Annotated in this window: 22 protein-coding genes and 2 pseudogenes; 8 read left to right on the plus strand and 16 right to left on the minus strand. The window is 75.4% G+C overall.

What is annotated here, in order from left to right:
- Nucleotides 1-2 precede the first annotated feature (2 nt).
- Together CLV92_RS05955 and CLV92_RS05960 are read left to right on the plus strand one after the other, a co-directional pair.
- Complete coding sequence (locus CLV92_RS05955) at nucleotides 3-1,430, plus strand: NAD(P)H-quinone dehydrogenase (protein WP_104431869.1); 1,428 nt, start codon at nucleotides 3-5, stop codon at nucleotides 1,428-1,430.
- Between the two features lie 9 nt (nucleotides 1,431-1,439).
- Nucleotides 1,440-2,087 (plus strand): trimeric intracellular cation channel family protein, encoded by a 648-nt coding sequence (locus CLV92_RS05960; protein WP_104431870.1) that lies wholly within the window; start codon nucleotides 1,440-1,442, stop codon nucleotides 2,085-2,087.
- Nucleotides 2,088-2,151: 64 nt separating this feature from the next.
- On the opposite strand, the gene CLV92_RS05965 is transcribed toward CLV92_RS05960, so the two are convergent.
- The 9 genes and pseudogenes from CLV92_RS05965 to CLV92_RS06000 all read right to left on the minus strand — a co-directional run bounded on the left by CLV92_RS05965 (nucleotide 2,152) and on the right by CLV92_RS06000 (nucleotide 11,720).
- Nucleotides 2,152-2,981 (minus strand): IS5 family transposase gene (locus CLV92_RS05965; protein WP_104431871.1). Its coding sequence is split into 2 segments (ribosomal slippage): nucleotides 2,152-2,615 and nucleotides 2,615-2,981, totalling 831 coding nucleotides; the frame shifts between segments, so codons are not numbered across the junction.
- 54 nt (nucleotides 2,982-3,035) lie between these two features.
- Nucleotides 3,036-3,275 (minus strand): annotated as a pseudogene (locus CLV92_RS23205) (biotin/lipoyl-containing protein); the annotation flags it as partial.
- A 69-nt stretch (nucleotides 3,276-3,344) separates the two neighbouring features.
- A pseudogene (locus tag CLV92_RS05970) lies at nucleotides 3,345-4,877 on the minus strand (acetyl-CoA carboxylase biotin carboxylase subunit); the annotation flags it as partial.
- Between the two features lie 124 nt (nucleotides 4,878-5,001).
- Nucleotides 5,002-5,703, minus strand: a complete 702-nt coding sequence (locus tag CLV92_RS05975) for a Maf family protein (RefSeq protein ID WP_104431873.1) — start codon at nucleotides 5,701-5,703, stop codon at nucleotides 5,002-5,004.
- A 72-nt stretch (nucleotides 5,704-5,775) separates the two neighbouring features.
- Nucleotides 5,776-7,491 carry a DUF885 domain-containing protein gene (locus CLV92_RS05980; protein WP_104431874.1) on the minus strand — a complete coding sequence of 572 codons (1,716 nt, stop codon included), beginning with the start codon at nucleotides 7,489-7,491 and terminating at the stop codon, nucleotides 5,776-5,778.
- A 40-nt stretch (nucleotides 7,492-7,531) separates the two neighbouring features.
- Nucleotides 7,532-8,566: a TerC family protein gene (locus CLV92_RS05985; RefSeq protein ID WP_104431875.1), complete on the minus strand. Its 1,035-nt coding sequence runs from the start codon at nucleotides 8,564-8,566 to the stop codon at nucleotides 7,532-7,534.
- Nucleotides 8,567-8,687: 121 nt separating this feature from the next.
- On the minus strand, nucleotides 8,688-9,722 hold the full coding sequence (locus tag CLV92_RS05990) for an iron-siderophore ABC transporter substrate-binding protein (RefSeq protein ID WP_104431876.1): 1,035 nt from the start codon (nucleotides 9,720-9,722) through the stop codon (nucleotides 8,688-8,690).
- A 100-nt stretch (nucleotides 9,723-9,822) separates the two neighbouring features.
- Nucleotides 9,823-10,158 carry an acyl-CoA carboxylase subunit epsilon gene (locus CLV92_RS05995; RefSeq protein ID WP_104431877.1) on the minus strand — a complete coding sequence of 112 codons (336 nt, stop codon included), beginning with the start codon at nucleotides 10,156-10,158 and terminating at the stop codon, nucleotides 9,823-9,825.
- Nucleotides 10,155-11,720 carry an acyl-CoA carboxylase subunit beta gene (locus CLV92_RS06000; RefSeq protein ID WP_342762198.1) on the minus strand — a complete coding sequence of 522 codons (1,566 nt, stop codon included), beginning with the start codon at nucleotides 11,718-11,720 and terminating at the stop codon, nucleotides 10,155-10,157. Before CLV92_RS06000 ends, CLV92_RS05995 begins: the two co-directional genes overlap by 4 nt.
- A 169-nt stretch (nucleotides 11,721-11,889) precedes the next feature.
- On the opposite strand from CLV92_RS06000, the gene CLV92_RS06005 reads away from it, so the two are divergent.
- The gene (locus CLV92_RS06005; protein ID WP_104431879.1) at nucleotides 11,890-12,858 is read left to right on the plus strand and encodes a biotin--[acetyl-CoA-carboxylase] ligase; all 969 of its coding nucleotides are present in this window, start codon (nucleotides 11,890-11,892) and stop codon (nucleotides 12,856-12,858) included.
- Here CLV92_RS06005 and CLV92_RS06010 read toward each other — a convergent pair.
- Complete coding sequence (locus tag CLV92_RS06010; RefSeq protein WP_104431880.1) at nucleotides 12,787-13,458, minus strand: GtrA family protein; 672 nt, start codon at nucleotides 13,456-13,458, stop codon at nucleotides 12,787-12,789. The two genes, CLV92_RS06005 and CLV92_RS06010, sit on opposite strands and share 72 nt — an antisense overlap.
- 454 nt (nucleotides 13,459-13,912) lie before the next feature.
- Between CLV92_RS06010 and CLV92_RS06015 the strand changes: the two genes are divergently transcribed.
- Nucleotides 13,913-15,127: a 5-(carboxyamino)imidazole ribonucleotide synthase gene (locus CLV92_RS06015; protein WP_245886464.1), complete on the plus strand. Its 1,215-nt coding sequence runs from the start codon at nucleotides 13,913-13,915 to the stop codon at nucleotides 15,125-15,127.
- Nucleotides 15,124-15,672 carry a 5-(carboxyamino)imidazole ribonucleotide mutase gene (gene purE, locus CLV92_RS06020; RefSeq protein ID WP_104431881.1) on the plus strand — a complete coding sequence of 183 codons (549 nt, stop codon included), beginning with the start codon at nucleotides 15,124-15,126 and terminating at the stop codon, nucleotides 15,670-15,672. Before CLV92_RS06015 ends, purE begins: the two co-directional genes overlap by 4 nt.
- A gap of 97 nt (nucleotides 15,673-15,769) precedes the next feature.
- Here the strand turns inward: purE and CLV92_RS06025 are convergent, their stop codons facing one another.
- Nucleotides 15,770-16,990 carry an LCP family protein gene (locus CLV92_RS06025; protein ID WP_104431882.1) on the minus strand — a complete coding sequence of 407 codons (1,221 nt, stop codon included), beginning with the start codon at nucleotides 16,988-16,990 and terminating at the stop codon, nucleotides 15,770-15,772.
- 128 nt (nucleotides 16,991-17,118) lie between these two features.
- Nucleotides 17,119-18,438, minus strand: coding sequence for a UDP-glucose dehydrogenase family protein (locus CLV92_RS06030; protein WP_104432008.1), 1,320 nt, complete (start codon nucleotides 18,436-18,438; stop codon nucleotides 17,119-17,121).
- Nucleotides 18,439-18,629: 191 nt separating this feature from the next.
- Here CLV92_RS06030 and CLV92_RS06035 point away from each other — a divergent pair, with 191 nt between their 5' ends.
- The gene (locus CLV92_RS06035) at nucleotides 18,630-19,718 is read left to right on the plus strand and encodes a cell wall-binding repeat-containing protein (RefSeq protein ID WP_146099431.1); all 1,089 of its coding nucleotides are present in this window, start codon (nucleotides 18,630-18,632) and stop codon (nucleotides 19,716-19,718) included.
- A gap of 22 nt (nucleotides 19,719-19,740) precedes the next feature.
- Here the strand turns inward: CLV92_RS06035 and CLV92_RS06040 are convergent, their stop codons facing one another.
- Nucleotides 19,741-20,142: a DUF2304 domain-containing protein gene (locus tag CLV92_RS06040; RefSeq protein ID WP_104431884.1), complete on the minus strand. Its 402-nt coding sequence runs from the start codon at nucleotides 20,140-20,142 to the stop codon at nucleotides 19,741-19,743.
- Between the two features lie 51 nt (nucleotides 20,143-20,193).
- Nucleotides 20,194-20,910: a glycosyltransferase gene (locus tag CLV92_RS06045; RefSeq protein ID WP_104432009.1), complete on the minus strand. Its 717-nt coding sequence runs from the start codon at nucleotides 20,908-20,910 to the stop codon at nucleotides 20,194-20,196.
- A gap of 172 nt (nucleotides 20,911-21,082) precedes the next feature.
- Between CLV92_RS06045 and CLV92_RS06050 the strand changes: the two genes are divergently transcribed.
- Nucleotides 21,083-22,906, plus strand: a complete 1,824-nt coding sequence (locus CLV92_RS06050) for an ABC transporter ATP-binding protein (RefSeq protein WP_211290900.1) — start codon at nucleotides 21,083-21,085, stop codon at nucleotides 22,904-22,906.
- Between the two features lie 39 nt (nucleotides 22,907-22,945).
- Here CLV92_RS06050 and CLV92_RS06055 read toward each other — a convergent pair whose 3' ends face one another.
- A complete protein-coding gene (locus CLV92_RS06055) occupies nucleotides 22,946-24,013 on the minus strand; it encodes a glycosyltransferase family 4 protein (RefSeq protein WP_104431885.1) in 1,068 nt (355 codons plus the stop codon).
- A 69-nt stretch (nucleotides 24,014-24,082) separates the two neighbouring features.
- Between CLV92_RS06055 and CLV92_RS06060 the strand changes: the two genes are divergently transcribed.
- Nucleotides 24,083-25,249 (plus strand): glycosyltransferase, encoded by a 1,167-nt coding sequence (locus tag CLV92_RS06060; protein WP_211290901.1) that lies wholly within the window; start codon nucleotides 24,083-24,085, stop codon nucleotides 25,247-25,249.
- 36 nt (nucleotides 25,250-25,285) lie between these two features.
- Here CLV92_RS06060 and CLV92_RS06065 read toward each other — a convergent pair whose 3' ends face one another.
- A complete protein-coding gene (locus CLV92_RS06065) occupies nucleotides 25,286-25,804 on the minus strand; it encodes an Lrp/AsnC family transcriptional regulator (protein ID WP_104431887.1) in 519 nt (172 codons plus the stop codon).
- Nucleotides 25,805-25,891 lie beyond the last annotated feature (87 nt).

Genomic DNA, 25,891 nt, shown 5'->3' on the forward strand with positions numbered 1-25,891 from the left:
GCGTGAGCAGCAGCGGCCAGACCAAGCGCACCCGTGTCGGCATCCTCGGCGGCGGTCCCGGCGGCTACGAGGCCGCGCTCGTCGCCGCGCAGCTCGGCGCCGACGTCACCATCGTCGAGGACGAGGGCCTGGGCGGCTCCGCGGTCCTCACCGACGTCGTCCCCAGCAAGACGCTCATCGCCACGGCGGAGCTCATGACGACCGTCGGCGGGGCCGCCGAGCTCGGGGTGCGCTTCCCCGGCGGGCGCGGCGGCAGCACCGACGCCGAGGGCAGCGTCACCGTGGACCTGGCCCGCGTCAACCAGCGCGTGAAGTCCCTGGCGTTCGCCCAGTCCATGGACATCCGCGCCCGCCTGGAGAAGGAGGGCGTGCGGGTCCTCAACGGCCGCGGCCGCCTCGACGGCCCGCAGGCGCTGGTCGTGACGTCGGGCGACGACGAGGGGGAGCGCGTCGAGGCCGAGCACCTTCTCCTCAGCGTCGGGACCAGCCCCCGCACGCTGCCCGCCGCACAGCCGGACGGGGAGCGCATCCTCACCTGGAAGCAGCTCTACGACCTCGACGAGCTCCCCGAGAAGATGATCGTCGTCGGGTCCGGGGTCACCGGCGCCGAGTTCGCCGGTGCCTACCGCGCCCTCGGCTCCGACGTCGTGCTCGTCTCCAGCCGCGAGCGCGTCCTGCCCGGCGAGGACGCCGACGCCGCCGAGGTCCTGGAGGACGTCTTCCGCCGCCGGGGCATGACCGTGATGTCGCGCTCCCGCGCCGAGTCCGCCGTCCGCCACGGCGACACCGTGACCGTGACGCTGTCCGACGGGCGCACCGTGGAGGGCTCGCACTGCCTCATCGCCGTCGGCGCGATCCCCAACACCGCCGGTCTGGGGCTGGAGGAGGCCGGGGTGGAGGTCGCGGAGTCCGGGCACGTGACCGTGGACCGCGTCTCGCGCACCTCCGCCCGAGGGGTGTACGCCGCCGGTGACTGCACCGGCGTGTTCCCGCTGGCCTCCGTGGCCGCCATGCAGGGGCGCATCGCCATGTGGCACGCCCTGGGTGACGCGGTGTCCCCGCTGGCACTGCGGTCGGTCTCGTCGAACATCTTCACCTCCCCCGAGATCGCCACGGTGGGGTGGACGCAGGCCCAGATCGACTCCGGCGAGGCGCAGGGCGACATCGTGAAGCTGCCCCTGTCCACGAACGCGCGCGCGAAGATGTTGGGCATCCACGACGGCTTCGTGAAGCTGTTCTGCCGCAGCGGCTCCGGAACGGTGATCGGTGGGGTCATCGTCGCCCCCCGCGCCAGCGAGCTGATCTTCCCGCTCACGCTGGCGGTGGAGAAGCGGCTCAACGTCGACGACGTCGCGCACGCCTTCACCATCTACCCGTCGCTGTCCGGCTCCCTGGCCGAGGCCGCGCGGCAGCTGCACGTCATGAGCTGAGGGCCGGGGGTGTCGCCGCAGGAGCTGCTCCTCGTCCTGGAACTGGCCGGCATCTTCGCCTTCGCCCTCGACGGTGCCCTCACCGCCATGCGGGCCGCCCACCTGGACCTGCTCGGCGTCATCGCGCTCGGCATGGTCACCGCCCTGGGCGGGGGGACGCTGCGCGACGTGCTGCTGGGCAACCTGCCCCCGGCGAACCTGCAGGACTGGCGGCTGCTGTTCACCGCCACCTGCGGGGCGCTCGTCGCCTTCTACGGCCACCGGCTGCTGAGCCGGCTGTCCCGGCCGATCCTGCTCTTCGACACGGCCGGGCTGTCGCTGTTCTGCGTCACCGGCGCCGGGGTCGCGCTCGCCTCGGGTGCCGGCCCCGGGCAGGCCGTCCTCCTCGGCGCGATCACCGCCGTCGGCGGCGGCACCCTGCGCGACGTGCTCGTCCGCCGGGTCCCCACCGTGCTCACCGCCACCGGTGGCCTCTACGCGGTCCCGGCGCTGCTGGGCGCCGCCATCGCCGTGGCCGGCACCGAACTCGACCTGCCGGGCCTCCCCGTCGCGCTCGCGGGCGCCGGCGTGTGCGCGGCGGTGCGCCTGCTGGGGGTGCGCTACGACTGGCACGCCCCCCGCGCGCGGCTGCGGGCACCGGACGCCCTCGACGAGTGACGAAGGCCCCCGCACCGGGGTGCGGGGGCCTTCGCCGGAGGCGCGGGGCTCACAGCTCGTTTCACTATGACTTCGGGAGTTTCCGGTGGCAGATGAGGGCGCAGGCCAGCTGTAGGAGTCCGAGGTGGAGGTCGGCGCGGACTTCGTAGCGGGTGCGGAGGCGCTTGAACTGGTGCAGCCAGGCGAAGGTGCGCTCGACGACCCAGCGTCGGGCGCCGAGGCCGGATCCGTGGGCGCTGCCGCGGCGGGCGATGCGGGGCACGATGCGGCGGGCTCGAAGGGCGCGGCGGTAGACGTCGAAGTCGTAGCCGCGGTCGGCGTAGAGGTAGTCCGGGCGCAGTCGTGGCCGGCCGCGGATGCCGCGCACGGTCGGGAAGGCATCGACCAGGGGCAGCAGTTGGGTCACGTCGTGGCGGTTGCCGCCGGTCAACGTCACGACCAACGGAACGCCCTGAGCATCGGTCATGAGGTGATGCTTGGATCCCTTACGGGAGCGGTCTACCGGTGAAGGACCGGTGTGAGCCCCCCCTTGAGGGCCCGCACGTGCGAGCCGTCCACCATCGCAGTCTCCAGGTCCAGCTTTCCCGCCGCACGCAGCTCATCGAGCAGGACCTGGTGCAGGCGGGGCCACACGCCCGCCTCGGTCCAGTCCCGCAGCCGCCGCCAGCACGTCACCCCTGAGCAGCCGAACTGCTCAGTGGGAACCTGCGCCCAGGTGCAGCCGGTGATCAGCACGTGGACGATGCCGGCAAGGGCCGCGCGGTCATCGCGCGGCAGGCGTCCTGGGTAGCGGTGCCGGCGCGGCGGACGCTCAGGCAGCAGCGGCTGCACCCGCTCCCACAACGCGTCCGGCACCAGCTCCGCAACCCGCTCGGGCACCGTCTCCTCGACCATGCCACTAGGCTGCTCCCACCTCACCGACCCAGCAAGTCATAGTGAAACGAGCTGTCAGTCGGCGATCTCGCAGACCACCGCGTTGTTCGTGACCGTCGCACCCACCGAGGCGCTGAGGTTCTTCACCGTGCCCGCCTTGTGCGCCAGCAGCGGCTGCTCCATCTTCATCGCCTCCAGCACCACGACCAGGTCGCCGGCCTTCACCACGTCACCGTCGGCCACGGCCACCTTCACGATGGTGCCCTGCATGGGGGCGGTGAGGGCGTCGCCGCTGGTCGCCGGTGCGCTCGTCTTCCGGCGGGGACGGCGCACCGCCCGGGCGATGGAGGCGCCGGCCTCGCGGATCTGGTCCCCGGCCCCCGTGAGCGTCGCCGGCAGGGAAACCTCCAGCCGCTTCCCGCCGACCTCGACCACCACGGTCTCCCACGCGGGGTGCGCGCCGGGGGTGTCGGGCCCGCCCTTCCACGGGCTGAGCCCGTTCTCGAAGTCCGTCTCGATCCAGCGGGTGTGCACGGTGAACGGCACCTCGGCGGCCTCGGCGGGGTCCACGGCCGGGTCGAACGCCGGGTTGAACGCCGGGTTCGTCACGACCGCCCGGTGGAACGGCAGGACCGTCGGCATCCCGTCGACGCGGAACTCCGCCAGCGCCCGCCGCGCGCGCTGCAGGGCCTGCTGCCGGTCCGCGCCCGTCACGATCAGCTTGGCCAGGAGGGAGTCGAAGGCCCCGCTCACGACCGTGCCGCGCCGCACCCCGGCGTCGACGCGGACCCCGGGACCGGCGGGCAGCTGCCACTTGGTGATGCGGCCCGGAGCGGGCAGGAAGCCGTTGCCGGGGTCCTCGCCGTTGATGCGGAACTCGATGGAGTGCCCGCGCACCTGCGGGTCGTCGTAGCCGAGGGCCTCCCCGGTCGCGATGCGGAACTGCTCCCGCACCAGGTCGATGCCGGCGACCTCCTCGGTGACGGGGTGCTCCACCTGCAGGCGGGTGTTCACCTCGAGGAAGTTCACGGAGCCGTCGGCGGCGACGAGGAACTCGCAGGTGCCCGCGCCGACGTAGCCGGCCTCCCGCAGGATCGCCTTGGAGGCGGAGTACAGCTGCTCCACCTGCGCCTCGGTGAGGAAGGGCGCGGGGGCCTCCTCGACGAGCTTCTGGTGGCGGCGCTGCAGCGTGCAGTCGCGGGTGGAGACGACGACCACGCCGCCGTGGACGTCGGCGAGGCACTGGGTCTCCACGTGCCGGGGGGAGTCCAGGTAGCGCTCCACGAAGCACTCCCCGCGCCCGAAGGCCGCGATGGCCTCGCGCACCGCGGACTCGTACAGCTCCGGGACCTCCTCGCGGGTGCGGGCGACCTTCAGGCCGCGACCGCCACCGCCGAAGGCCGCCTTGATGGCGATGGGCAGGCCGTGCTCGTCGGCGAAGGCGAGCACCTCGTCCGGGCCCGAGACCGGGTCGGACGTGCCGGCCACCATCGGGGCCCCTGCCCGCTGGGCGATGTGCCGGGCGGAGACCTTGTCGCCGAGGGCGTCGATCGCCTCCGGCGGCGGCCCGATCCAGGTCAGGCCGGCGGCGATCACCGCGCGGGCGAAGGTGGAGTTCTCCGAGAGGAAGCCGTAGCCCGGGTGGACGGCGTCCGCGCCGGCGCGGGCGGCGACGTCGAGGACCTTCGCCACGTCCAGGTAGGAGTCCGTGGCCGTCGCACCGCCCAGGGCGTACGCCTCGTCGGCGGCGGTGACGTGCGGCGCGTCGCGGTCGGGGTCGGCGTACACCGCGACGGAGGCGATGCCCGCGTCGGTGCAGGCGCGCGCGACGCGCACCGCGATCTCACCCCGGTTGGCGATGAGCACCTTGGAGACCGGACCGGTCACGGCCCGCTTCTGCGCGGTGGGGGCGGTCATGCGGTCTCCACTGTGGTGGTCACGAACGGTGCTCATCCTCGGCAGGCGGGTGGGATCGGCAGGCGGGTGCGTCCTGGGGTCGTCGGGGGTCCGGGCGAGGATACTGCCGCGCGCAACCCGGCGCTCACGCCGACGCGGCCCCGTCGGGTCCGTGCCCGAGACCGGGGACCGCTGCGCCGTCCTCGCCGGCCGCCGGATCGGCCTCCACCGACCACAGGCTCGGCCACGCGACCCCCGCCTCACCGAGCAGTTCCCGCAGCAGCGGCAGCGACACCCCGACCACCGCGTGGGGGTCGCCCTCGACCCCGCGGACGAAGGGACCGCCGAGGCCGTCGAGGGTGAACGCCCCCGCCACCCGCAGCGGCTCGCCGGTGGCGACGTAGGCGTCGACCTCCGCGTCGCTGAGGTCGGCGAAGTGCACCGTGACGGAGGCCACCGCGCCGAGCGTGGCGCCGCTGGAGCCCTCCTCCCGGGCGTCGACCACCCAGTGGCCGGTGTGCAGCACGCCGCTGCGCCCGCGCATCGCCCGCCACCGCCGCCGGGCCTCCTCCGCGTCGGCCGGCTTGCCGTGGACCTCCCCGTCGAGTTCCAGCACCGAGTCGCAGCCCAGCACGAGACCGTCGGCGGGCAGGTCGTCGCGGGCGGCGACGTCCTCCGCCTTCGCCTTGGCGAGCACCAGCGCGACGTCCTCGGCGTCGCTCACGCCGTAGCGGGCGACCACAGCCGGCTCGTCGACGGCGGAGACGACCACCGTGGGCTCCACGCCGGCGGAACGCAGGGTGGCCAGGCGGGCGGGGGAGGCGGAGGCGAGGACCAGGGACGGCACGGGGGAAGTCTGGCACCTCCCGCGTCCACCGACCGCGGCCCGGTGGCCCCCGCACGGACCCGGGGCGCCGGCTCAGCGCGGCAGCACCGCCGCGCGCAGCACGTCCAGCCCCACCGACCCCACGTCCAGGGCCCGGCGGTGGAAGGCGACCGCGTCGAACGCCGCTCCCTCCCGGGCGCGGGTCTCGTCGCGCAGCGCCGTCCACAGCCGCTCGCCGACCTTGTACGAGGGCGCCTGCCCCGGCCAGCCGAGGTAGCGGTGCAGCTCGTAGCGCAGCATCGCCTCCTCCATCGTCGCCGTCGACCGCAGGTAGCCCCACGCCTTGTCGTAGTCCCACCTGCCGCCGCCGGCCTCCGGGGGCGCCTCGAAGCCGCAGTGCACGCCGATGTCGACCACGACCCGCCCGGCGCGCAGCAGCTGCCCCTCGAGCATGCCCATGACCTCCCCGGGGCCGTGCAGGTGCCCGAGGTCGTGCATGAGGCGCTCCGCGTAGAGGGCCCAGCCCTCCCCGTGCCCGGACACCCAGCAGCCGTAGCGGCGCCACCGGTTCAGCACGTCGCTGCGCGCCGCCACCTGGCCCACCTGCAGGTGGTGGCCGGGGACGCCCTCGTGGTGGACCGTCGTCGCCTCCCGCCACGTCGTGAAGCGGGTGACGCCCTCGGGCACCGCCCACCACATCCGCCCCGGGCGGCTGAAGTCCTCGCTGGGGCCGGTGTAGTAGATGCCGCCGCTGGTGGTGGGGGCGATGCGGCACTCCAGCCGCCGGACCTGCTCGGGGATGTCGAAGTGCGTCCCCGCCAGCGCCTCCACCGTGGCGTCGGAGCGGGCCTGCATCCAGTCCCGGAACGCCTCCGCGCCCTCGATGCTCAGCGCAGGGTCGGCGTCGAGGGCGGCCACGGCCTCGGCGACGCCGCCCCCGGGCACGACCTCCGCCGCCACCTGCCGCATCTCCTCGCGGATGCGGGTGACCTCCTCCAGTCCCCAGGCGTAGGTCTCGGCGAGGTCGACCTGCGCACCCAGGAAGTAGCGCGACCAGAGCCGGTAGCGGTCGGCGCCGGCCGCGTCGGCCTCCGGCGCCCTCGGCAGCAGCTCCTCCTGCAGGGTGCGCGCGAGGTCCGCGTAGGCGCCGGCCGCGGCGCGTGCGCTGGTCCGCAGCCGCTCGCGCGTGGCGTCCGGCAGTGTGCCCGCCGTCGGGGCGGCGGCCGCCGCGAAGGCGTCGAAGAACCCACCGGGGCGGCCGTAGGCGGCTGCCTCCGCGGCGCAGTCCACCACCTGCCGGCGGGCGGCGACCCGGCCCGCCGCGGCGGCGGTGCGGAGGGACTCCACGTAGCCGGTCACGGCGGCGGGCACGTCCGCGAGGCGCCGGGCGACCTCCTCCCACTGCTCCGGGGTGTCGGTGGGCAGCAGGTCGAAGACCATGCGCAGTTCCTGCACGGGGCTGGCGATCACGTTCAGCGGGGCCAGCGTCTCGCCCGCCTCGTGCAGCTCCAGGTCCAGGCCGAGGCGCTCCCGCAGCGCCGCCACCGTCACGCGGTCCACGTCGTCCACCGGCTCGGCGTCGCGCAGCCGCGCCAGGGTGCACCGTGCGAGGTCCGCGAGCGCTTCCGCGCCGGCGGGGGAGCGGTCGCCCAGCCCGGGGGCCACCTCCGCGGCGCCGATGGACAGGGCGAACAGGGGCTCCAGCTCCAGCGCGGCCTCGAAGTGGGACTCGGCCAGGGCGTCGACGGCGGTGCGCGGGCGTGCGGGGCCCTCGGAAGTGGCGTGCTGGGAGGTCTGCTGCTGGCTCACCCGGCGAGCCTAGGGTCCTTCCCGCGGATCCGCGGCGCGCTCAGGAGCCGCTCGGCTCGTCCTCCCGCGAGGAGGTGGCGCGCAGGCTGCCGGCGTGGGCCTTCGCCGAGGGGTCGCGGCGCGACTTCGCCAGGCTCGCCACCGTGGTGATGGTGAGGATGACGCCGATGACGACGAGGGACACCGGCGTGGAGATCTGCGGGGCGGAGTGCCAGATCGTGTGGGCCCAGTGCAGGACGAGCTTGAGGCCGATGAACGCCAGCACGAGCGCCAGACCGGTCGAGAGGTAGACCAGCCGGTCCAGCAGGCCCTGCACGAGGAAGTACAGCGCCCGCAGGCCGAGCAGGGCGAAGGCGTTGGCGGCGAAGACGATGAACGCCTCCTGCGTCACCCCGAAGACCGCGGGGATGGAGTCCAGGGCGAACAGCAGGTCCGTGCCGCCGATGGCGATGAGCACGACGAACAGCGGGGTCACCACCCGCTTCCCGTCCAGCCGCACCGTCAGCTTCCCGCCGTGGTACTCCGAGGTGGTGGGCAGCACCCGCTTCGTGGCGCGCACGAGCGCGTTGTCCTCGACGTCAGGGTCCTCGTTGCGGTGCCGGAAGAGCTGCACGGCCGTCCAGATCAGCAGCAGCCCGAACACCAGGAACATGAAGGAGAACAGGTTCAGCAGGGCCGCGCCGACCGCGATGAACGCCGCCCGCATGATGAGGGCGAGGACGATCCCGAAGGTGAGCACCTTCTGCTGGTGCTCCGCGGGCACGGCGAACGTCGTCATGATGATGACGAAGACGAAGAGGTTGTCGACGGAGAGGCTCTTCTCCACGAGGTAGCCGGCGAAGTACTCGGTGCCGTACTGCCATCCGGCGAGAGAGCCCAGCACCACGCCGAAGGCGATGGCGATGCCGATGTAGAACACCGACCAGACCGTCGCCTCCTTGAACCCCACCGCGTGCGGGCGCAGCGCCCCCACGGCCAGGTCGAGCGCCAGCAGCGCCAGGATGACGCCGATGGTGACGGCCCACGCCGCACCGGTGACCTCCACGGAAACCTCCTTGCTCGGGTTTGCCTCCATGCTCCCGACGAGTCACCCCGCCCGCCACCCGGTGACGTCCGTCCCCGGGTGGGGGGCGAACGGCGGACGGGGCCGGGAGGACTCGCGCCCTCCCGGCCCCGTCCGCCGCCTCGGCGTCCCGTCAGGCGGGCACGTCCTGCGCCGCAGCCGACAGCTCCGCCACGTAGCGGTCCAGGAACCACGGCACGTTGAGCACGCTCGGGGCGGAGGTGGCGGTGATGTACGTCTTGTCCTCCATCCACACGACCGCGCCGTTGCGCACGGCGGGGATGGTGCCGTAGACGGGGTCGGCGGCGAACTGCGCCAGCGGCAGGACGTCGGCGTAGCCGACGAGGATGTCGGAGTCGACGTCGTGGACGCGCTCCTTGCTCACCTCGGAGTAGAAGGTGGTCGCGCCCTCGGCGAGCTTCGCCACCCCCGGGGGGACGGCCAGGCCCATGTCCACGAGCAGGTCGACGCGCGAGTCGCCGGGCAGGTACACGCCGAGGTTGCCGTCCGTGGCGTAGGTGTAGGTGAAGGTCTTGCCGGCGAGCTCGGGGCGCGCCTCGGCGGCGGCCGTGAGGGCGTCCTGGGTCTGCTCCACCAGCGCCTCGGCCTCCTCCTCCTTGCCGACGGCCCTGCCGACGATGGTGGCCTGCTCCTGCCAGGTCGTCTTCCAGGCCGCCTCGGGGTAGGCGACGGTGGGGGCGATCTGCTCGAGCTTGGCGTAGTCGTCGGGCGTGATGCCGGACTGGACGGCGACGATGAGGTCGGGGCGGGAGGCCGCGATCGACTCGAACGGGACCTCGCCGTTGTCGGCGCTGGGGTGCAGCTCGGTCTTGGCGGGGTCATAGTGCCCCTCCCACCACGGGTAGGTGCCGTCGGCGTCCGCGCCGTAGTCGCCCTTCGGGACCGCCACCGGGTCCACCCCGAGGGCCCACAGGACGTCGGCGGAGCCCCATCCGATGACGACGACGCGCTCGGGCTGCTCCTCGATCTCGGTCGCGCCGAGGGCGTGCTCGATGGTGACCGGGAACGCGCCGGTGGATGCGCTCTCGGTGCCGCCCGCCGCCGGGCTGGAGGTGCTCGGCGCGTCCGAGCCGCAGGCGGCGAGGGCGAGGGACAGGGCGGCGGTGGCTGCAGCGGTGAGGGCGCGGCGGCGGTCCAGCAGGGGCACGGGTTCTCCGGAGGTCGCGGAACGGGTCCGTCGGTCAGGTACGGCTCACCTAACCACAGCCACTGTAGGAATGCCTAACCTCACCCGTGTGGTGATGATCTCAGCGGGGCAGGCCGCTGCGCCGCCACCCGTCGATGCCCTTGTACTGACCGCGCAGCAGCTGGTGCGCACGGTCCGTCCACGCCGAGGTGACCAGCGGCTGCGGGCGCGGCCCCGACCGCGCGCGGGTGCGGGCCAGCGCACCCACCACCGCGGTCAGCGCCGCCAGCTCCTCCTCGTCGAGCGTGCCCCGCACGATGCGCAGCGCGCTCTCGGCGACCGCGCCGTCCCGCACCGTCCCGCTCTCCAGGGGGGCGCGGCGCCGGTCCGGCCCCTGGAACGGCAGCTGCCGCACGCGCCGCTCCGGCGAGTGGGCCCGCGTCGCACGGGCGCTCACAGCGGGATGTTCCCGTGCTTCTTCGCCGGCAGGCTGGCGCGCTTGGTGGTCAGCGCCCGCAGCGCCCGCACCACGTGCGCACGCGTCGAGCTGGGCTCGATGACGGCGTCGACGTAGCCGCGCTCGGCCGCCACGTACGGGTTGGCCAGCGTCTCCTCGTAGTCGGCCACGAGGTCGGCGCGCACCTCCTCCGCGTCCTCCCCGGCCTCGGCCAGCGTCTTGCGGTGCAGGATGTTCACCGCGCCCTGCGCGCCCATCACCGCGATCTGCGCCGTCGGCCACGCCAGGCACACGTCGGCGCCCATCTCCTTGGAGCCCATCACGATGTACGCGCCGCCGTACGCCTTGCGCGTGATGACCGTCACGAGCGGCACCGTCGCCTCGGCGTAGGCGTAGAGCAGCTTCGCGCCGCGGCGGATGATGCCGTTCCACTCCTGCTCGGTGCCCGGCAGGAAGCCCGGGACGTCCACGAACGTCAGCACCGGCACGTTGAAGGCGTCGCACATCCGCACGAAGCGGGCGGCCTTCTCGCTGGCGTCGATGTCGAGCGTGCCGGCCAGCTGCTGCGGCTGGTTCGCCACCACGCCGACGCTGCGGCCCTCCACCCGCCCGAAGCCGACGATCACGTTGGGCGCGAACAGCTCCCCGAGCTCGAGGAACTCCGAGTCGTCGAGGACGTGGGCGATCACCCGGTGCATGTCGTAGGGCTGGTTGGCCGAGTCCGGCACCAGCGTGTCCAGGTCCAGGTCCTCCGGCAGCGCCTCCAGCGCCACCTCCACCCCCGGCAGCACCGGCGGGTCCGTGAGGTTGTTGCTGGGCAGGTAGGACAGCAGCTCCCGCACGTAGGCGATCGCGTCCTCCTCGTCCACCGCCAGGTGCTGCGCCGCGCCGCTGCGGCTGTTGTGGGTGCGCCCGCCGCCCAGCTCCTCGAAGCCGACGTCCTCGCCCGTCACCGTCTTGATGACGTCAGGGCCCGTGACGAACATGTGCGAGGTGCCGTCCACCATGACGGTCACGTCGGTGAGGGCGGGGGAGTACACCGCGCCGCCCGCGCACGGGCCCATCACCAGCGACACCTGCGGGACCACGCCGGAGGCCGCGACGTTGCGCCGGAAGATCGACGCGTACTGCACCAGGGAGACCACGCCCTCCTGGATGCGGGCGCCGCCGGAGTCGTTGATGCCGACGACCGGGCAGCCCACCCGCAGCGCGAAGTCCTGCACCTTGATGATCTTCTGCCCGTGGACCTCGCCGAGGGAGCCGCCCAGCACCGTGAAGTCCTGCGCGTAGACGGCCACGGTGCGCCCGTCGACCGTGCCGTAGCCGGTGACCACCCCGTCGCCGTAGGGGCGGGAGCGCTCCATCCCGAAGTTGGTGGAGCGGTGCCGCGCCAGGGCGTCCATCTCCACGAAGGAGTCCTCGTCCAGCAGCAGGGCGATGCGCTCGCGGGCGGTGAGCTTGCCCTTGGCGTGCTGGCGCTCCACGGCCCGCTCGGAGCCCGCGTGCACGGCCTCCTCCGTGCGGCGCCGCAGGTCGGCGAGCTTGCCCGCCGTGGTGTGCAGGTCCGGCCTCGCGGTCCTGCCGGCGGTCCGCCCCCCGGTGGTGGCGGCGACGTCGGTGTCCTGGGTGCTCGTCACGGGGGTGAACTGTAGTCGCCGCCGCGGTGGTCGCAGCCCGCTCGCGACCGCCGCCGGCTGCGCCCCGGCACGTCAGCGCCGTAGCGTGGGGCGGGTGACGACGCAGGGCGGACCCCCCGCCGGCCCCGGTTCCGAGCCCCCCGCCGAACCCGCCGCCGCGGCCTGGAGCGACCTCGACCGCCCCCCGCTGCGCACGCCCGCGCTGCGCCGCGCGCTGTGCGGGGAGGGCGGCTGGCGCAGCCTCGACGTCGTGGCGGGCACCGGCTCCACCAACGCCGACCTCGCCGCCCGCGCCCGGGAGGGGGAGGCCGGCGGGGCCGTCCTCGTCGCCGAGCACCAGAGCGCCGGCCGTGGCCGCCTCGGCCGGGACTGGGTGGCACCGCCGCGCTCGGCGCTGACCGTCTCCGTGCTGCTGCGTCCCCGGGTGCCCCCGGCGCGCTGGGCGTGGCTGCCGCTGCTCACCGGCCTGGCGGTCGCCGACGCGCTCGTCGCGGTCGCGGGCCTGCCGGCGCGGCTGAAGTGGCCCAACGACGTCCTCGTGCCCGTCCGCGGCCGCGGCACCGGGGCCGTCAGCACCGAGTCGAAGGTGTGCGGGGTGCTCGCGGAGGCCGTCGGCGACGGTGCCGTGGTCCTCGGGGCCGGTCTCAACGTCTCCCAGCGCGACGACGAGCTGCCCCCGCCGCCGGCGACGTCCACGGGCGCCACCGCGCCGCCGCCCACCTCCCTGCTGCTGGCCGGCGCCGCCACCCTCGACCGCGACACCCTGCTGCGGGCCTACCTGCGGGCGCTGCGCCGCCGCTTCGACGACTGGGAGGCGGCGGGAGGGGATCCCACCGCCAGCGGTGTGGGCGCCGCCTACCGCGAGGCGTGCAGCACGCTCGGGGCCGAGGTCCTCGCGGAGCTGCCCGGCGGGCCGGTGCTGGCCGGGCGGGCGGAGGAGGTCGACGACGAGGGCAGGCTCGTGGTGGCTGAACTCGGCGGCGGGGACGCTTCAGCGGGCGGCGTGCCCGGTCGCACCGCGCTCGCGGCCGCCGACGTCGTGCACGTGCGCCGCGCCGGCTGAGGGCGCGTCCGTCGCGGTGGTGATCCCGGCGCCGGCGTCACCGGCGGTGGGGCCCTCCGCGGTGGCCTCGTCCCCGGTGGTGGCCGCCGCGGCGGCGCTGGGCACGTCCGCGGCCGGCCGGACGAAGACGAAGGTCCGGTACGCGTAGAAGCGGAAGGCCGTGCCGAGGACCAGGCCCACCCCGTTGCCCGACACGTTCTGCGCCAGCGGGGAGCGCAGCCCCAGCACGTACACGGTGAAGCCCAGGCACGCGAGGGCGATGAGCAGCCCGCAGGCGTTCATCACGCCGAAGAGCACCAGCTCCCGGAGCTTGCCGGGCTGGTTGCGGTGGCGGAACGTCCAGTAGCGGTTGCCGAGCCAGGAGCAGAGCGTGGCGACCGCCACGGAGATCACCTTCGCGGTGAGCGGCTTGTGCCACAGCAGGCCCTGACCGTCGGGGCCGGCGAAGCACAGCAGGTTGTACACGCCGATGTCGACGACGAACGCGACCGCGCCGACGACGCCGAACTTGGCGACCTCGCGCACCACCACGTCGAAGGTCGTCCGCAGCCTCGCCGCCAGACCCCCGGGGCCCTTCCGGCCGTCGTCCGCCTGCGCCACGGTGGGGAGTGCTCCTGCTCGTCGTCGACTGTCGGGTCCGGTTCCGGGCGAAGCGACCCGCACCGCGCCCCTGCGGGCAGTGTGCCGCACGGGCGCCCGGCAGCGCGCACGGGCGCGGCGGCCGCGCCCGCCGGGGTCACCCCTTCGGCTGCCGCTCCACCTCGGGGCGGGCGCCGAGGCGCGTCTCCATGTGCATGGCACCGAGGATGCCGGTGACGACGAGCGCGACGCAGGCGATGAGCGTGAACATGGATCTCCCTCTCGGCCGGTGCTCCCGGCCCTCGACTGCATGCCGGAGCCCCCGCCCGGCGGGGCAAGCCTCTCGCGAGGATGCGGGTCCGGCATCTCCGGACACGCCGGTCGCACCGAGCGTTGTCAAGACTTCACCGACGGTCGATCCCCGCCACCCGCGGGCGCCACGACCCCCGGGGAACAGGCCCTAGGCTCCTCGGACGTGACGACACAGCCCCACGATCCGCCGCCCTACGCACGCCCCGGGGGGTTCCCGGTGGTCGGTGTCGTCGGTGGCGGCCAGCTCGCCCGGATGATGCAGCCGCCGGCCGTCGCGCTCGGCGTGCGCCTGCAGGTCCTGGCGGAGTCCCCGGCGGCCAGCGCCGCGCAGGTCATCAACCCCGCCCCGCTCGGCGCCGCCGACGACCTCGACGCCCTGCGCCGCTTCGCCGCGGAGTGCGACGCCGTGACGTTCGACCACGAGCACGTCCCCACCGAGCACCTGCGCGCCCTGCAGGAGGCCGGGGCCTCCGTCCAGCCGGGCCCCGACGCCCTCGTCCACGCCCAGGACAAGATCGTCATGCGCCGCCGGCTCACCGCCCTCGGCGTGCCCTGCCCGCGGTGGGCGGAGGTCGCCGACGCCGCCGGACTGCGCCGCTTCGGCGACGAGACCGGCTGGCCGGTGGTGCTCAAGACCCCCCGCGGCGGCTACGACGGCAAGGGCGTCCTCGTCGTCGACGGACCCGAGGGCGACTGGCGCGCGACGGCCGACGCCTGGTGGGAGCGCGGCCCGCTGCTGGCCGAGGAGCGCGTCGACTTCACCCGCGAGCTCGCCGCGCTCGTCGCCCGCAGCCCCTCCGGGCAGGCGGCGGCGTGGCCGGTCGTGCAGACCGTGCAGGCCGGCGGCGTCTGCCGCGAGGTCGTCGCCCCCGCCCCGGACCTCGACCCCGGCCTCGCCGCCGGCGCCACGGACACCGCCCTGCGCATCGCGGAGGGCCTCGGCGTGACGGGCGTGCTGGCCGTGGAGATGTTCGAGGTGCAGCGCGACGGGCGCACGGAGGTCCTCGTCAACGAGCTGGCGATGAGGCCGCACAACTCCGGGCACTGGAGCATCGACGGGTCGGTGACGTCGCAGTTCGAGCAGCACCTGCGCGCGGTGCTGGACCTGCCGCTGGGCGACCCCCGGCCGCGGGCGCCGTGGACGGTGATGGTCAACGTCCTCGGCCGCCGCGACCCGGAGCCGCGCCACCTCGACCTCTTCCGCTCCTACCTGCACGTCATGGCGCACGACCCCGCCGTCAAGGTGCACCTGTACGGCAAGGAGCAGCGGGCCGGGCGCAAGCTCGGGCACGTGACCGCCTACGGCGACGACCTGGACGCCGTCCTCGACCGCGCGCGGCACGCCGCCGCCTTCATCGCAGGGGAGATCGACGCATGAGCATCGCCGGGAGCGCCACCCGACCCGTGGTCGGTGTCGTCATGGGGTCCGACTCCGACTGGCCGGTGATGGAGGAGGCCGCGAAGGCGCTGGCCGAGTTCGGCATCGCCCACGAGGTGGACGTCGTCTCCGCGCACCGCATGCCGCACGAGATGGTGGCGTGGGGCTCCTCCGCCGCCGAGCGGGGCCTGCGCGTGGTCATCGCCGGGGCCGGTGGCGCCGCGCACCTGCCGGGGATGCTGGCCAGCGTGACGCCGCTGCCCGTCATCGGCGTGCCCGTCCCGCTGCGCCACCTCGACGGCATGGACTCGCTGCTGTCGATCGTGCAGATGCCCGCGGGAGTGCCCGTGGCGACGGTCTCGGTCGCCGGGGCGCGCAACGCCGGGCTGCTGGCCGTGCGGATCCTCGCCGCCGGTGAGGGGGAGGAGGCCGCGCGGCTGCGCGAGCGCATGGTCGCCTTCCAGGGCGAGCTGCGCGACGGCGCCCACGCCAAGGGCGAGAAGCTGCGCGGCCGGCTGCGCGGCGGTGTCGGCTTCGGGGCCTGACCGCCTCCCGCGTCGCGGCGCACCACCTGCAGAGGACCCCTTCCGGGCCGCCGAACGCCTCGGCGCCCCGGGAGGGGTCGTCGGTGTCCGGGGCGGATCAGCCGGCGAGGGCGCGCAGCTGCTCGGTGTCGTCGGCCTTCAGCGCCTCGAACATCGCCACCGCCCGCTCGGTGTCCCACTTCACCGCCGTGCCGGCCGGGGTGCGCAGGGCGGGGTCCCCGATCGGCACCGTCATCGAGATGCCCGCGGTCGAGGCCGCGGCGCGCATCCCGCGGGCGAACGTCAGCAGCGTCCAGGGCGTGGCGCGCTCGTCCAGCACCAGCGCCGAGCCCCCGGCGGAGGCCAGCGGCACCGCGCGCAGCGGGTTCGCCAGGGTGGCCGGGCTCGCCCCCTTCGCCATGATCGCCGCCAGCAGCTCCCGCTGGCGCTGGACGCGACCCAGGTCGCCCAGGGGGTCGGAGTAGCGGTAGCGGGCGAAGCCCAGGGCGGTGGGGCCGTCCATCGTCTGGCAGCCCGCGGCGAGGTCCAGACCGGCGCGCTCGTCCCGCACGGGGCTGGGAACGCACATGTCCACCCCGCCCACCGCGTCGACGATGCGGGCGAACCCGCCGAAGCCGGTCTCCACGTAGTGGTCGACGCGCAGGCCGGAGACCTCCTCCACCGTCTGCACCAGCAGCTGCGGCCCGCCGATCGAGAACGACGAGTTGATCTTGTTGCGGCCGTGTCCGGGGATCGGGACGTAGCTGTCGCGCGGGATGCTGATGAGCGCCGTCGGCCCGCCGGAGTCCGGCACGTGCAGGAGCATGATCGTGTCGGTGCGGTGGCCCTCGTCGTTCCCCGTGGACAGCTCCTGCCGCTGCGCCTCGTCCAGGCCGGCCCGGGAGTCGCTGCCCACCACGAGGAACGTCGTGCCGGGGGTGTCGGCGGGGCTCGCGGCCGGCAGGGCCGACACCTCCGTCACCTTCGCCCACGCCGTGGCGCCGAGCGCGACCGGGTAGGCCACGAGGAGCACCGCGAGCAGCAGCAGCAGCCGGCCCGGGCGCGGGCGGCGTCGACGCCGGACGGTCGTGGCCACCGGGCGGGCCGGCCGCTGCGGGGCCGGCCCGTGGGCGGGAGGCTGCGGCGGGTGGCCGCCCCGCCCCTGCGGCCGCGGGCCGTCGAGGCGGGGGGTGCCGGCGGCGCGCGGCATCACGCGCGTCTCCTCCAGCGGCGGGACGGGCGCCTCCAGGCGCCGCGGAACCCCCGGCCGGCCGCCCGGGGGTGTCCGCGGGATGCGGCGGGTCGGCTGGTCGTCGCGGTAGGGCGGGTCCGCTGGCACCTGTCAACAGTACGGCGGGACGACGGCGCGACGGGGCAGCGCTCGCGGACGTGCCGCACGCGGCGCGTGCACTTCTCGTGGAGGAACCGCCCGCCCGGGGGAGGCGGGCGCCGCGCCCCGGCCCGGCGTCAGCTGCGCGGCCGGCCCAGGGCGCGGTAGGTCCAGCCCGCCGCGCGCCAGCGGGCCGGGTCCAGGGCGTTGCGCCCGTCCAGGATGCGCTGCCCCCGGACGACGCGGGCCAGCGCGACGGGGTCCAGGTCGCGGTAGACCTGCCACTCGGTGAGCAGCAGGACCACGTCGGCGCCCGCGGCGGCCTCCTCGGCGGTCTCGGCGTAGCTGATGTCGGGCAGCGCCTTGCGGGCGTTGTGGAGCGCGGCGGGGTCCGTCAGGACCACCTCCCCGCCCTGAAGGCGGATCTGCGCCGCGACGTTGAGCGCGGGGGAGTCGCGGATGTCGTCGGAGTTCGGCTTGAAGGCGGCCCCGAGGACGGCGACGCGCTTGCCGATGAGGGAGCCGTCGCAGACCTCGCGGGCCAGGTCCACCATCCGGATGCGCCGGCGCATGTTGATGGAGTCGACCTCCCGCAGGAAGGTCAGGGTCTGGTCCGCGCCCAGCTCACCGGCACGGGCCATGAACGCACGGATGTCCTTGGGCAGGCAGCCGCCGCCGAAGCCGAGACCGGCGTTGAGGAACTTCCGCCCGATGCGGTCGTCGTGCCCGATGGCGTCGGCCAGGGAGGTGACGTCCGCGTTGACCGCCTCGCACAGCTCGGCCATCGCGTTGATGAAGGAGATCTTGGTCGCGAGGAAGGAGTTCGCGGCGACCTTGACCAGCTCCGCGGTCTGGTAGTCGGTGGTGACCAGGGGGGTGTTGCGGCTCAGCGGGGTGGCGTAGCACTCGTCGAGCAGGGCCTTGGCGCGCTCGCCGGCCCCGCCCTCCGGCAGGCCGTAGACGAAGCGGTCGGGGGTGAGGGTGTCCACCACGGCGTGGCCCTCGCGCAGGAACTCCGGGTTCCAGGCCAGCAGGGCCTGCGGCTGCGCCTCCGCGACCATCGCCGCCAGCCGCGAGGCGGTGCCGACCGGGACGGTGGACTTGCCCGCCACCAGCTCGCCCGGGCCCAGGTGCGGCAGCAGGGCGGTCACGGCCGCGTCGACGAAGCGCAGGTCCGCCGCGAACTCGCCCCTCTTCTGCGGGGTGCCCACGCAGACGAAGTGGATCTGCGACCCGGCGGCGTCCGCCATGTCGGTGGAGAAGCGCAGGCGGCCGGAGGCCACCGTCCGCTCCAGCAGCTCGGGCAGGCCGGGCTCGAAGAACGGTGCCTGCGCCGCCTGCAGGGACGCCACCTTCTCCGCGTCCACGTCGATGCCCACCACGTCGTGGCCGAGCTCAGCCATGCAGGCGGCATGCACCGCACCGAGGTATCCACAACCGATCACCGTCACGCGCATCTGCGCAGAGTAGTGCGCGCGCCGCGGGGGCCGGAGCCGCAGGTGCGGGGAACGGGCCCCGGCGACGGGCGGCCGTGCCGGCAGGGACGGCCGTGTGCCCGGCACCCCGGCCCATCGGCGACACTGGACGTGCCATCCGCCGCGCCACCGCGCCCGGTGAGCGGCGGCACCGAACCCTGGAGAGGCAGCACATGCGCTCGAGCCCCGGACTGACCGCCCTCGCCGCTCTCGTCACGAGCGCCTGCCTCGGCGCCGCGGGGACGGTGACGGCACACGCCGCACCCGGCGACCCGGTTCCGCAGGCCGGGCCCACCGTGGACCGCGTCTGGGGGCCGAGCCGGATCGAGACCGCCGTCAGCGCCTCCGTCCTCGCCTACGGGCAGAAGGGCGCGGCCAACGTCGTCCTCGCCCGTTCCGACGCCTTCGCGGACTCCCTCGCCGCGGGCCCCCTCGCCTCCGACCGCGGCGGCCCCCTGCTGCTCACGCCGCCCGGCAGCCTCGCCCCCGAGGTCGCCGCCGAGATCCGCCGGGTGCTCGCCGACGGCGGCACGGTCTACCTCCTCGGCGGCACCAGCGCCCTGTCGGCCGGTGTGGAGACGGCGGTGCGCAACCTGGGCGTGCGGGTGCAGCGCGTGCAGGGTGCGGACCGCTACGCCACGGCCGTGGAGGTCGCCAAGCTGATGCCCGCCGCACGGCACGCCGCGCTCGTGACCGGCCGCAACTTCCCCGACGGTCTCGCGGCCGGCGCACTCATGGGCGTGCAGGAGGAGGGCACGGACCACACCACCGGCGTCGTGCTGCTGACCGACGGCGAGGCCCTGCCGCCCGTCACCCGCGACTACATCGACCAGCGCGGCTTCGGCCGCCAGGACAGCTACGTCGTGCCCATCGGCGGGGAGGCCGTGCGGGCCTCGCGGCCGCTGCCCGTGGAGGTCGAGCGGGTGGCCATCGCCGGCAACGACCGCTACGACACCGCGGCCCGTGTGGCCAGGCACTTCGTCTCCACCGGCCCGTTCTTCCGCACCCCGGGCAACTCCGTCGGGGTCGCCACCGGCGAGGACTGGCCCGACGCCCTCGCCGGCTCCGCCGTCATGGGGTACACCGCGGGACCGCTGCTGCTCACGAGGCCGAACTCCCTGCCCGCGGAGACGGCCGGCGCGCTCAACGCCCTGCGCGACGACGCCCGCAACGCCGGCGGGGTGACCATCGCGCTCGTCTTCGGCGGGCCGCGGGCGGTCGCCGACAGCCAGCTCGGGCAGATCAGCGCCGCCCTGGGCTGACTCCCCGGTGCCGCCCGGGGGCTCAGGCCCGCCGGGCGGCACCCGGGCCGTCGCCGCCGTCCTCGCGGCGGGGCGGGCCCGAGCGCGCGGCCACCGGGGGCACGGCCTCGTCGAGGGCGAGGCGCCGCACGAGGGCCGTCACCTGCGCCTCCAGCAGTCGCGACTTGCGGTACGAGGAGACGACGAAGCCCAGGAAGGCGATCACCAGGCAGTAGAGCAGCAGGTCGGTGCCGCGGCCGACGCCGACCGCCCGGGCGACCGCGGTGACCACGGCCGGGGCGAGGATGCTGGCGATCGCGAGGACGACGAGCAGGGCGAGCAGCAGCCGCCGCACCGCCTGGTGGCGGTCGCCGGCGGTGCTGCGCACGAGGAGCGCCCCCGTCACCAGCACGGCGGTGATGAGCAGGACCTGGATGCCGAGCACGTTCTCCTCCTGCGTTCGTTCCCCCGCGGGGCCCTCCTCGGCGGGGCCCGCCTAGCCGAGCAGCGTCTCGACCAGGATGTTCACGCTGTTGAGCAGGGACTGCCCCTTCGAGCGGGAGTAGTCGGTGTAGAGGATCTCCACCGGGTGTTCCGCCCACCGCAGGTCCGAGCGGCCCACCTGCGCCACGATCTCCGAGGCGTGGGCCATCCGATTGTGCCGTAGCGACACCGTCTGCGCGGCGCGCCGGGACAGCACCCGCAGCCCGTTGTGGGCGTCGGTGAGCCGGACGCCGGTCGTGCGGTTGGTGAAGGCCACGGCGGTGCGCAGGACGACGCGGCGCAGCGGGTCGACGCGCGTGCGCCGGTCGAGGAACCGCGAGCCGAACACGACGTCGAGGTCCTCGCGCTCCAGGCGCGCCACCATCTCCGCCGCGTCCTCGACCCGGTGCTGCCCGTCGGCGTCGAACGTGACGACGCTGCGCATGCCCGGGTCCCGCAGCGCGTAGTCGAAGCCCGTCTGCAGTGCCGCGCCCTGGCCGAGGTTGAGGCAGTGGCGCACGACGACGGCCCCGGCCTCGGCGGCGGCCTGGGCGGAGGCGTCGCGGCTGCCGTCGTCGACGCAGACGACGTTGGCGAAGCGCTCCTGGACCCTGCTGACCACCTGCCCGATGACGGACGCCTCCTGGTACAGGGGGACGACGACCCACGTCGCGGGGTGGCGCAGGTCGGCGACGTCCGCGCGTGCCGGCGCCTCGTCGGGCAGCGTCATCGCGGTCAGGGCCTCCGTGGTCGGCGTGGCGGGCGTCTCCCCGGCGCCGCGTGCGCGCGGCGGGCCGGGTGTCGTGCCCATCATGGCGCGCCTCGCCGGCTGCGCCGACCACGGGCGCGCCCGCGCCGCGGCGTGGCGCGGTGCGGCCGCAGGGGTCGGGGAGGATGGGCCCGTGGCCTCCCTCCTCTCCACCGTGCGAGCCCTCCTGGCCCTGCTGCCGGACGGCAGCAAGCGCTTCGTCGTCGCCTACAGCGCAGGGCAGGCCCTCCTCGCGGTGCTGGACGTGGTGGCGCTGGGACTGCTGGCCCTGCTCCTGCCCGTGGCGGTGGGAGGCGACCGGGAGCTGGCCGTGGCCCTGCCGGGGATCGGCTCCACCGTCTCCACCGGGCAGCTCATCGCCCTGATCAGCGTGGTGAGCGTGCTGCTCATCGCCAAGAGCCTGGCCAGCCTGCTGCTGGTGCGCTGGGGGGTGGTGCGCTTCGCCGAGCACGAGGTCGACGTGGCGGACCGCCTCGTCCGTGCGTACCTGTCCGCCTCGTGGAGCTACCGGCTGCGGGCGAGTTCCGCCAAGGCGGTGCGCGTCGTCGACGAGTCGCTGAACCAGTCCTTCAACGGCTTCCTCATGCCGTTCACGAGCCTCGTCGCGGAGTTCGCGTCGCTGACCGCCGTGGGCCTGGTGATCCTGGTCGCGGCGTGGCAGACGGCGGTGCTGGCCGCGGGGTACTTCGCCGTCGTGGCGGTTCTGCTGTACGCGGTCATCGCCCGGCGGGCCGCCGCGGCGGGGCGCACGGCGACGGCCACGAGCACCGAGACGATCCGCATCGTGCAGGAGTCCTTCGCGGCGACGAAGGACATCGCGGTGCTCGGGCGGGGTGAGCAGCTGGCGCAGGTGGCGCGCGGGGTGCGCACCCGCAGCGCGCGGGCCCGGGGCCTGGCCTTCTTCTACTCCGTCGGGCCGCGCTACGTGCTGGAGGCCGCGCTGCTCGGCGGGTTCCTGCTGGTGGGCGGGGTGGCGGTGCTGACGCAGGGCGTGGAGGCGGCGGTCTCCGCGCTGGGGCTGTTCGCCGTGGCGGGCTTCCGCGTCGTGCCGTCGCTGACCCGGCTGCAGTCGGTGCTGGCCACGATGCACGCCCACGAGCCGAACGCGCTGGAGGTGCTGGAGGCGCTGCGGGAGACCGGCGCCGCTGCGGCCGTGCTGCCGCTGCCGACGCGGCGGGAGGGGATCGAGGACCCGCTGCCGGCGGGGGCGGTGGACATCTCGCTGCACGGTGTGGGCTTCGCGTACCCGGGCAGCGACCGCCCGGCGCTGCGCGGGGTGGACCTGCACGTGCCGGCGGGGGCGCGGGTGGCGCTGGTGGGGCGCTCGGGGTCGGGCAAGTCCACGCTGGTGGACCTGGTGCTGGGCCTGCACACCCCGACGGAGGGCGAGCTGCTCGTGGGCGGCCGCCCGCTGCGGGAGGTGCTGGAGGCGTGGCGCTCGCGGATCGGCTACGTCCCGCAGGACGTGGCGCTGCTGGACGCCAGCGTCGCCCGCAACGTGGCGCTGAGCTGGCGCGACGAGGACGTCGACCAGGAGCGGGTTCGGCGGGCCCTGCGCTCGGCGCAGCTGCTCGACGTGGTGGCGCAGCTGCCGGAAGGGCTGGACGCCCAGGTGGGTGAGCGGGGGGTGCGGCTGTCGGGCGGGCAGCGCCAGCGCCTGGGGATGGCGCGGGCGCTGTACACCGACCCGCACGTGCTGGTGCTGGACGAGGCGACGTCCGCGCTGGACGCCTCGACGGAGGCGGGGGTGATGCAGACGGTCGCCGCGCTGCACTCGGACGTGACGGTGCTGGTGGTGGCGCACCGGCTGGCGACGGTGCGCGACTGCGACGTGGTGGTGCTGCTGGAGGACGGGGCCGTCGCGGCCGTGGGCACGTTCGACGAGGTGGTGGCGGCGGTGCCGGACTTCGCCGAGCAGGCGGTGCTGTCGGGGCTGGCCCGGCCCAGCGGGCGCTAGGGCCACGGTGGGCGGGCGCCGCGCACGGCCGTGCGGCGCTCAGCGCAGCCGGCGGTAGACCTCGTCGAAGGCGTCCGCGACCGCCCCGGCGCTGAAGCGGGCCCGCACGGGGGCGGCGACGGCCTCGGGGGGCAGCTGCTCGGCGCGGGCGCGCTGGACGGCGTCGGCGAAGGCGGCGGGGGAGCGGTCGGCGACGAGGTGCACGCCGGGCCCGGCGAAGTCGCGCATGCCGCCGCGGGCGCCGAGGACGGCGGGGCGGCCGTGGACGGCGGCCTCGGCGCCGGCGACGCAGAAGGTCTCGTAGCGGCTGGGCAGCAGGAAGACGTCGGCGGCGGCCCACTCGCCGGCGAAGGCGGGCGGCGCGAGGCGGCCGAGGAGGTCCAGGCGCTCGTCGACGCGCAGCGCCGCGGCGCGGGCGAGGACCTGCTCCCGCAGCGGGCCGGAGCCCACCCATCGCAGGGTGGCGTCCTCCCCGCGGGCGACGAGCTCGGCGAGGACCTCGACCGCGAGGACGGGGTCCTTGACGGGGCGCAGGTTGCCCACGGCGAACAGGCGCAGGCCCTCGCCGGTGCGGGCGGGAGGCGGGGCGTCGGGTGCGGGGACCACGTTGGGCACGACGTCGCAGCCGCGGCCGCGCCGGAAGGGGGCGACGGCCCCGGCGAGGTAGCCGCTGACGGCGGTGACGGCGGCGGGCAGCGCGAGGACGGAGCGCAGCCGGGCCAGCCGCTCCCACAGCGGGCCGCCGGAGGAGGGGTCGGACACCCCCGACCAGTGCTCCGTGTGCACCCAGGGGGTGCGCCGGCGCCGCAGGGCGGGTGCCAGCGGGGCGGTCAGCAGGGCGGTGGAGAACGCCGAGGTGTGCAGCACGTCGGCGCCGGCGGCTGCGTCGAGGACGGCGGCGAGACCGCGGCGCAGGGAGCGGGGGTCGCGCCGGTCGAGGACGAGGCGGTGCTGGCCCGGTCCGGCGGGGGTGCCGGGCCCGGCGGCCAGGTGCAGGACGTGCACGTCGTGGTGGCGCCGCAGGGCCTCCACGTGGCGCTGGACGAACACCCCCTCCACGCCGTCCTCCACGCTGGGGTACCACGTCGTGACCATCGCGATCCGCATCCGGCTCCCTCCGCCGGGCGCACAGTCTGCCGCCCGGGGGCGGGCCGCCCGCTGGGTAGGGTGCCGCCCGTGCCGGCCCCACTCGTCCGCATCGCCACGAGGACCTACCCCCCGGACGCCGGTGCGGCCGCGTTCCGGCTGCAGGCCCTGGCGCGGGCGCTGGTGGCGGCGGGGGCGGAGGTGGAGGTGGTCACGGTCCGCCCGCCGGGGGCCGATCGGGGACCGGCCGACCGCGGGGTCGAGGTGCGCCGCGCGCCCGTGCTGCGCGACGCGCAGGGTGCCGTGCGCGGCTACGTGCAGTACCTGAGCTTCGACGTGCCGCTGACCGCGCGCCTGCTCCTGGGGCGCCGGCCCGACGTGGTCGTGCACGAGCCGCCGCCGACGACGGGGCTGGCGACGCGGCTGGGCAGCCTGGCGCGGCGGGTTCCCTACGTCTCCTACGCCCCGGACGTGTGGTCGGTGGGGGCGGCGGCGGCGGGTGCCCCGGGGCCGGTGCTGCGGGCGCTGCGGGTGGCGGAGGCCGCGGCGCTGCGGGGGGCGGCGGCGGTGGTGGCGGTGACCGAGGCGATGGCCGCGGAGGTGCGGGGGCTCGGCGTGCCCGCGGAGCGGGTGCACGTGGTGGGCAACGGGGTGGACACCGCGGTCTTCCACCCCGGCGCGGCCCCGCCTCCGGGGGCGCCGGTGGGGACGGGGCTGCTCGCGGTCTACAGCGGCACCATGTCGGAGTGGCAGGGTGCGGACGTGTTCGTGCGGGGCTTCGCGCGCGCGCTGGCGGAGCTGCCCGGGGCGCGGCTGGTGATGCTCGGCGGCGGGGTGGACGTGCCGCGCCTGCGCCGCCTGGCCGCGGACCTCGCTCCGGCGGCGGTGGAGCTGCCCGGGCCGGTGCCCGCGGAGGTCGCGGCGGGATGGCTGGCCCGCGCCGACGTGGCGCTGGCGTCGCTGCGGCCGGGGTCGGGCTACGACGCGATGGAACCCACGAAGATCGCTGCGGCGGCCGCGTGCGGCACGCCCGTGCTGTTCGCGGGCTCGGGGCGGGGCCGCGCCGTCGTCGCCGAGCACGACCTCGGGGTGGTGGCCGAGCACGATCCCGACGCGGTCGCCGCGGCGCTCGCGCGCACGGGGCACCCCTCGGCGCAGCGGCGTGCGCAGGTGCGGGAGTGGGCGCTGCGGCACGGTTCGCTGACCGCCGCCGCGGGTCGCGCCGCCGCGGTGGTCCTGCGGGTCGCCCGCGGCTGAGTCCGCCCGGGGTGCCGGCCGGCGCGGCTGCGGCCGTCAGCCGCGCTGCTGGGGTTGCGCCGGCCTGCCCGCGCGTCCGCGGCCCCGTCCCGCCGTCAGCGCCGCCAGCAGCGGGGCGACGCGGTAGGGCACGGGCGTCGTCAGCGCGATCTCGGTGGTGGTGCGCACCACCCCCGGCACGGCGAGCACCTCCTGCACGAACGCCTGGAGTTCGGCGTTGCCGGGGCAGGCGACGCGGACGACGAGGTCGCTGGCGCCGGTGGTGATGCAGATCTCCAGCACCTCGGGGAAGCGGGCCAGGGCGTCGATGATCTCCTGGAGCCCGCCCTGCGCCAGTTGCAGGTGCAGGAACGCCGTGACGGGCAGCCCGAGGCGCTCCAGGTCGACCCGCACGTCGTAGCCCTGGAGCACGCCCGTCTCCGACAGGCGGGACAGCCGGGCCATCACCGTGTTGCGGGCCACCCCGGTGAGGGCGGCGAGTTCGCTGATGCCGCGGCGGGGGTCCTCGGACAGCGCGGCCAGCAGGTCCGCGTCGAGCCGGTCGATGCTGCTCACGGACGTCACCTCCCTGGGCTCTTCGCGGTCCGGCCTGAGCATATTGCTCAGTTGCCGCACACGTTGTTGACGCATCCGCACGCACGG

The sequence above is a fragment of the Kineococcus xinjiangensis genome, from assembly GCF_002934625.1.
GTDB lineage: Bacteria > Actinomycetota > Actinomycetes > Actinomycetales > Kineococcaceae > Kineococcus_A > Kineococcus_A xinjiangensis.

Coding starts and splice junctions, on each gene's coding strand:
- CLV92_RS05985 (WP_104431875.1), bottom strand. CDS start 8,566: ATGGAGGCAAACCCGAGCAAGGAGGTTTCCGTGGAGGTCACCGGTGCG.
- purE (WP_104431881.1), top strand. CDS start 15,124: ATGAGCATCGCCGGGAGCGCCACCCGACCCGTGGTCGGTGTCGTCATG.
- CLV92_RS06030 (WP_104432008.1), bottom strand. CDS start 18,438: ATGCGCGTGACGGTGATCGGTTGTGGATACCTCGGTGCGGTGCATGCC.
- CLV92_RS06035 (WP_146099431.1), top strand. CDS start 18,630: ATGCGCTCGAGCCCCGGACTGACCGCCCTCGCCGCTCTCGTCACGAGC.
- CLV92_RS06045 (WP_104432009.1), bottom strand. CDS start 20,910: ATGACGCTGCCCGACGAGGCGCCGGCACGCGCGGACGTCGCCGACCTG.
- CLV92_RS06055 (WP_104431885.1), bottom strand. CDS start 24,013: ATGCGGATCGCGATGGTCACGACGTGGTACCCCAGCGTGGAGGACGGC.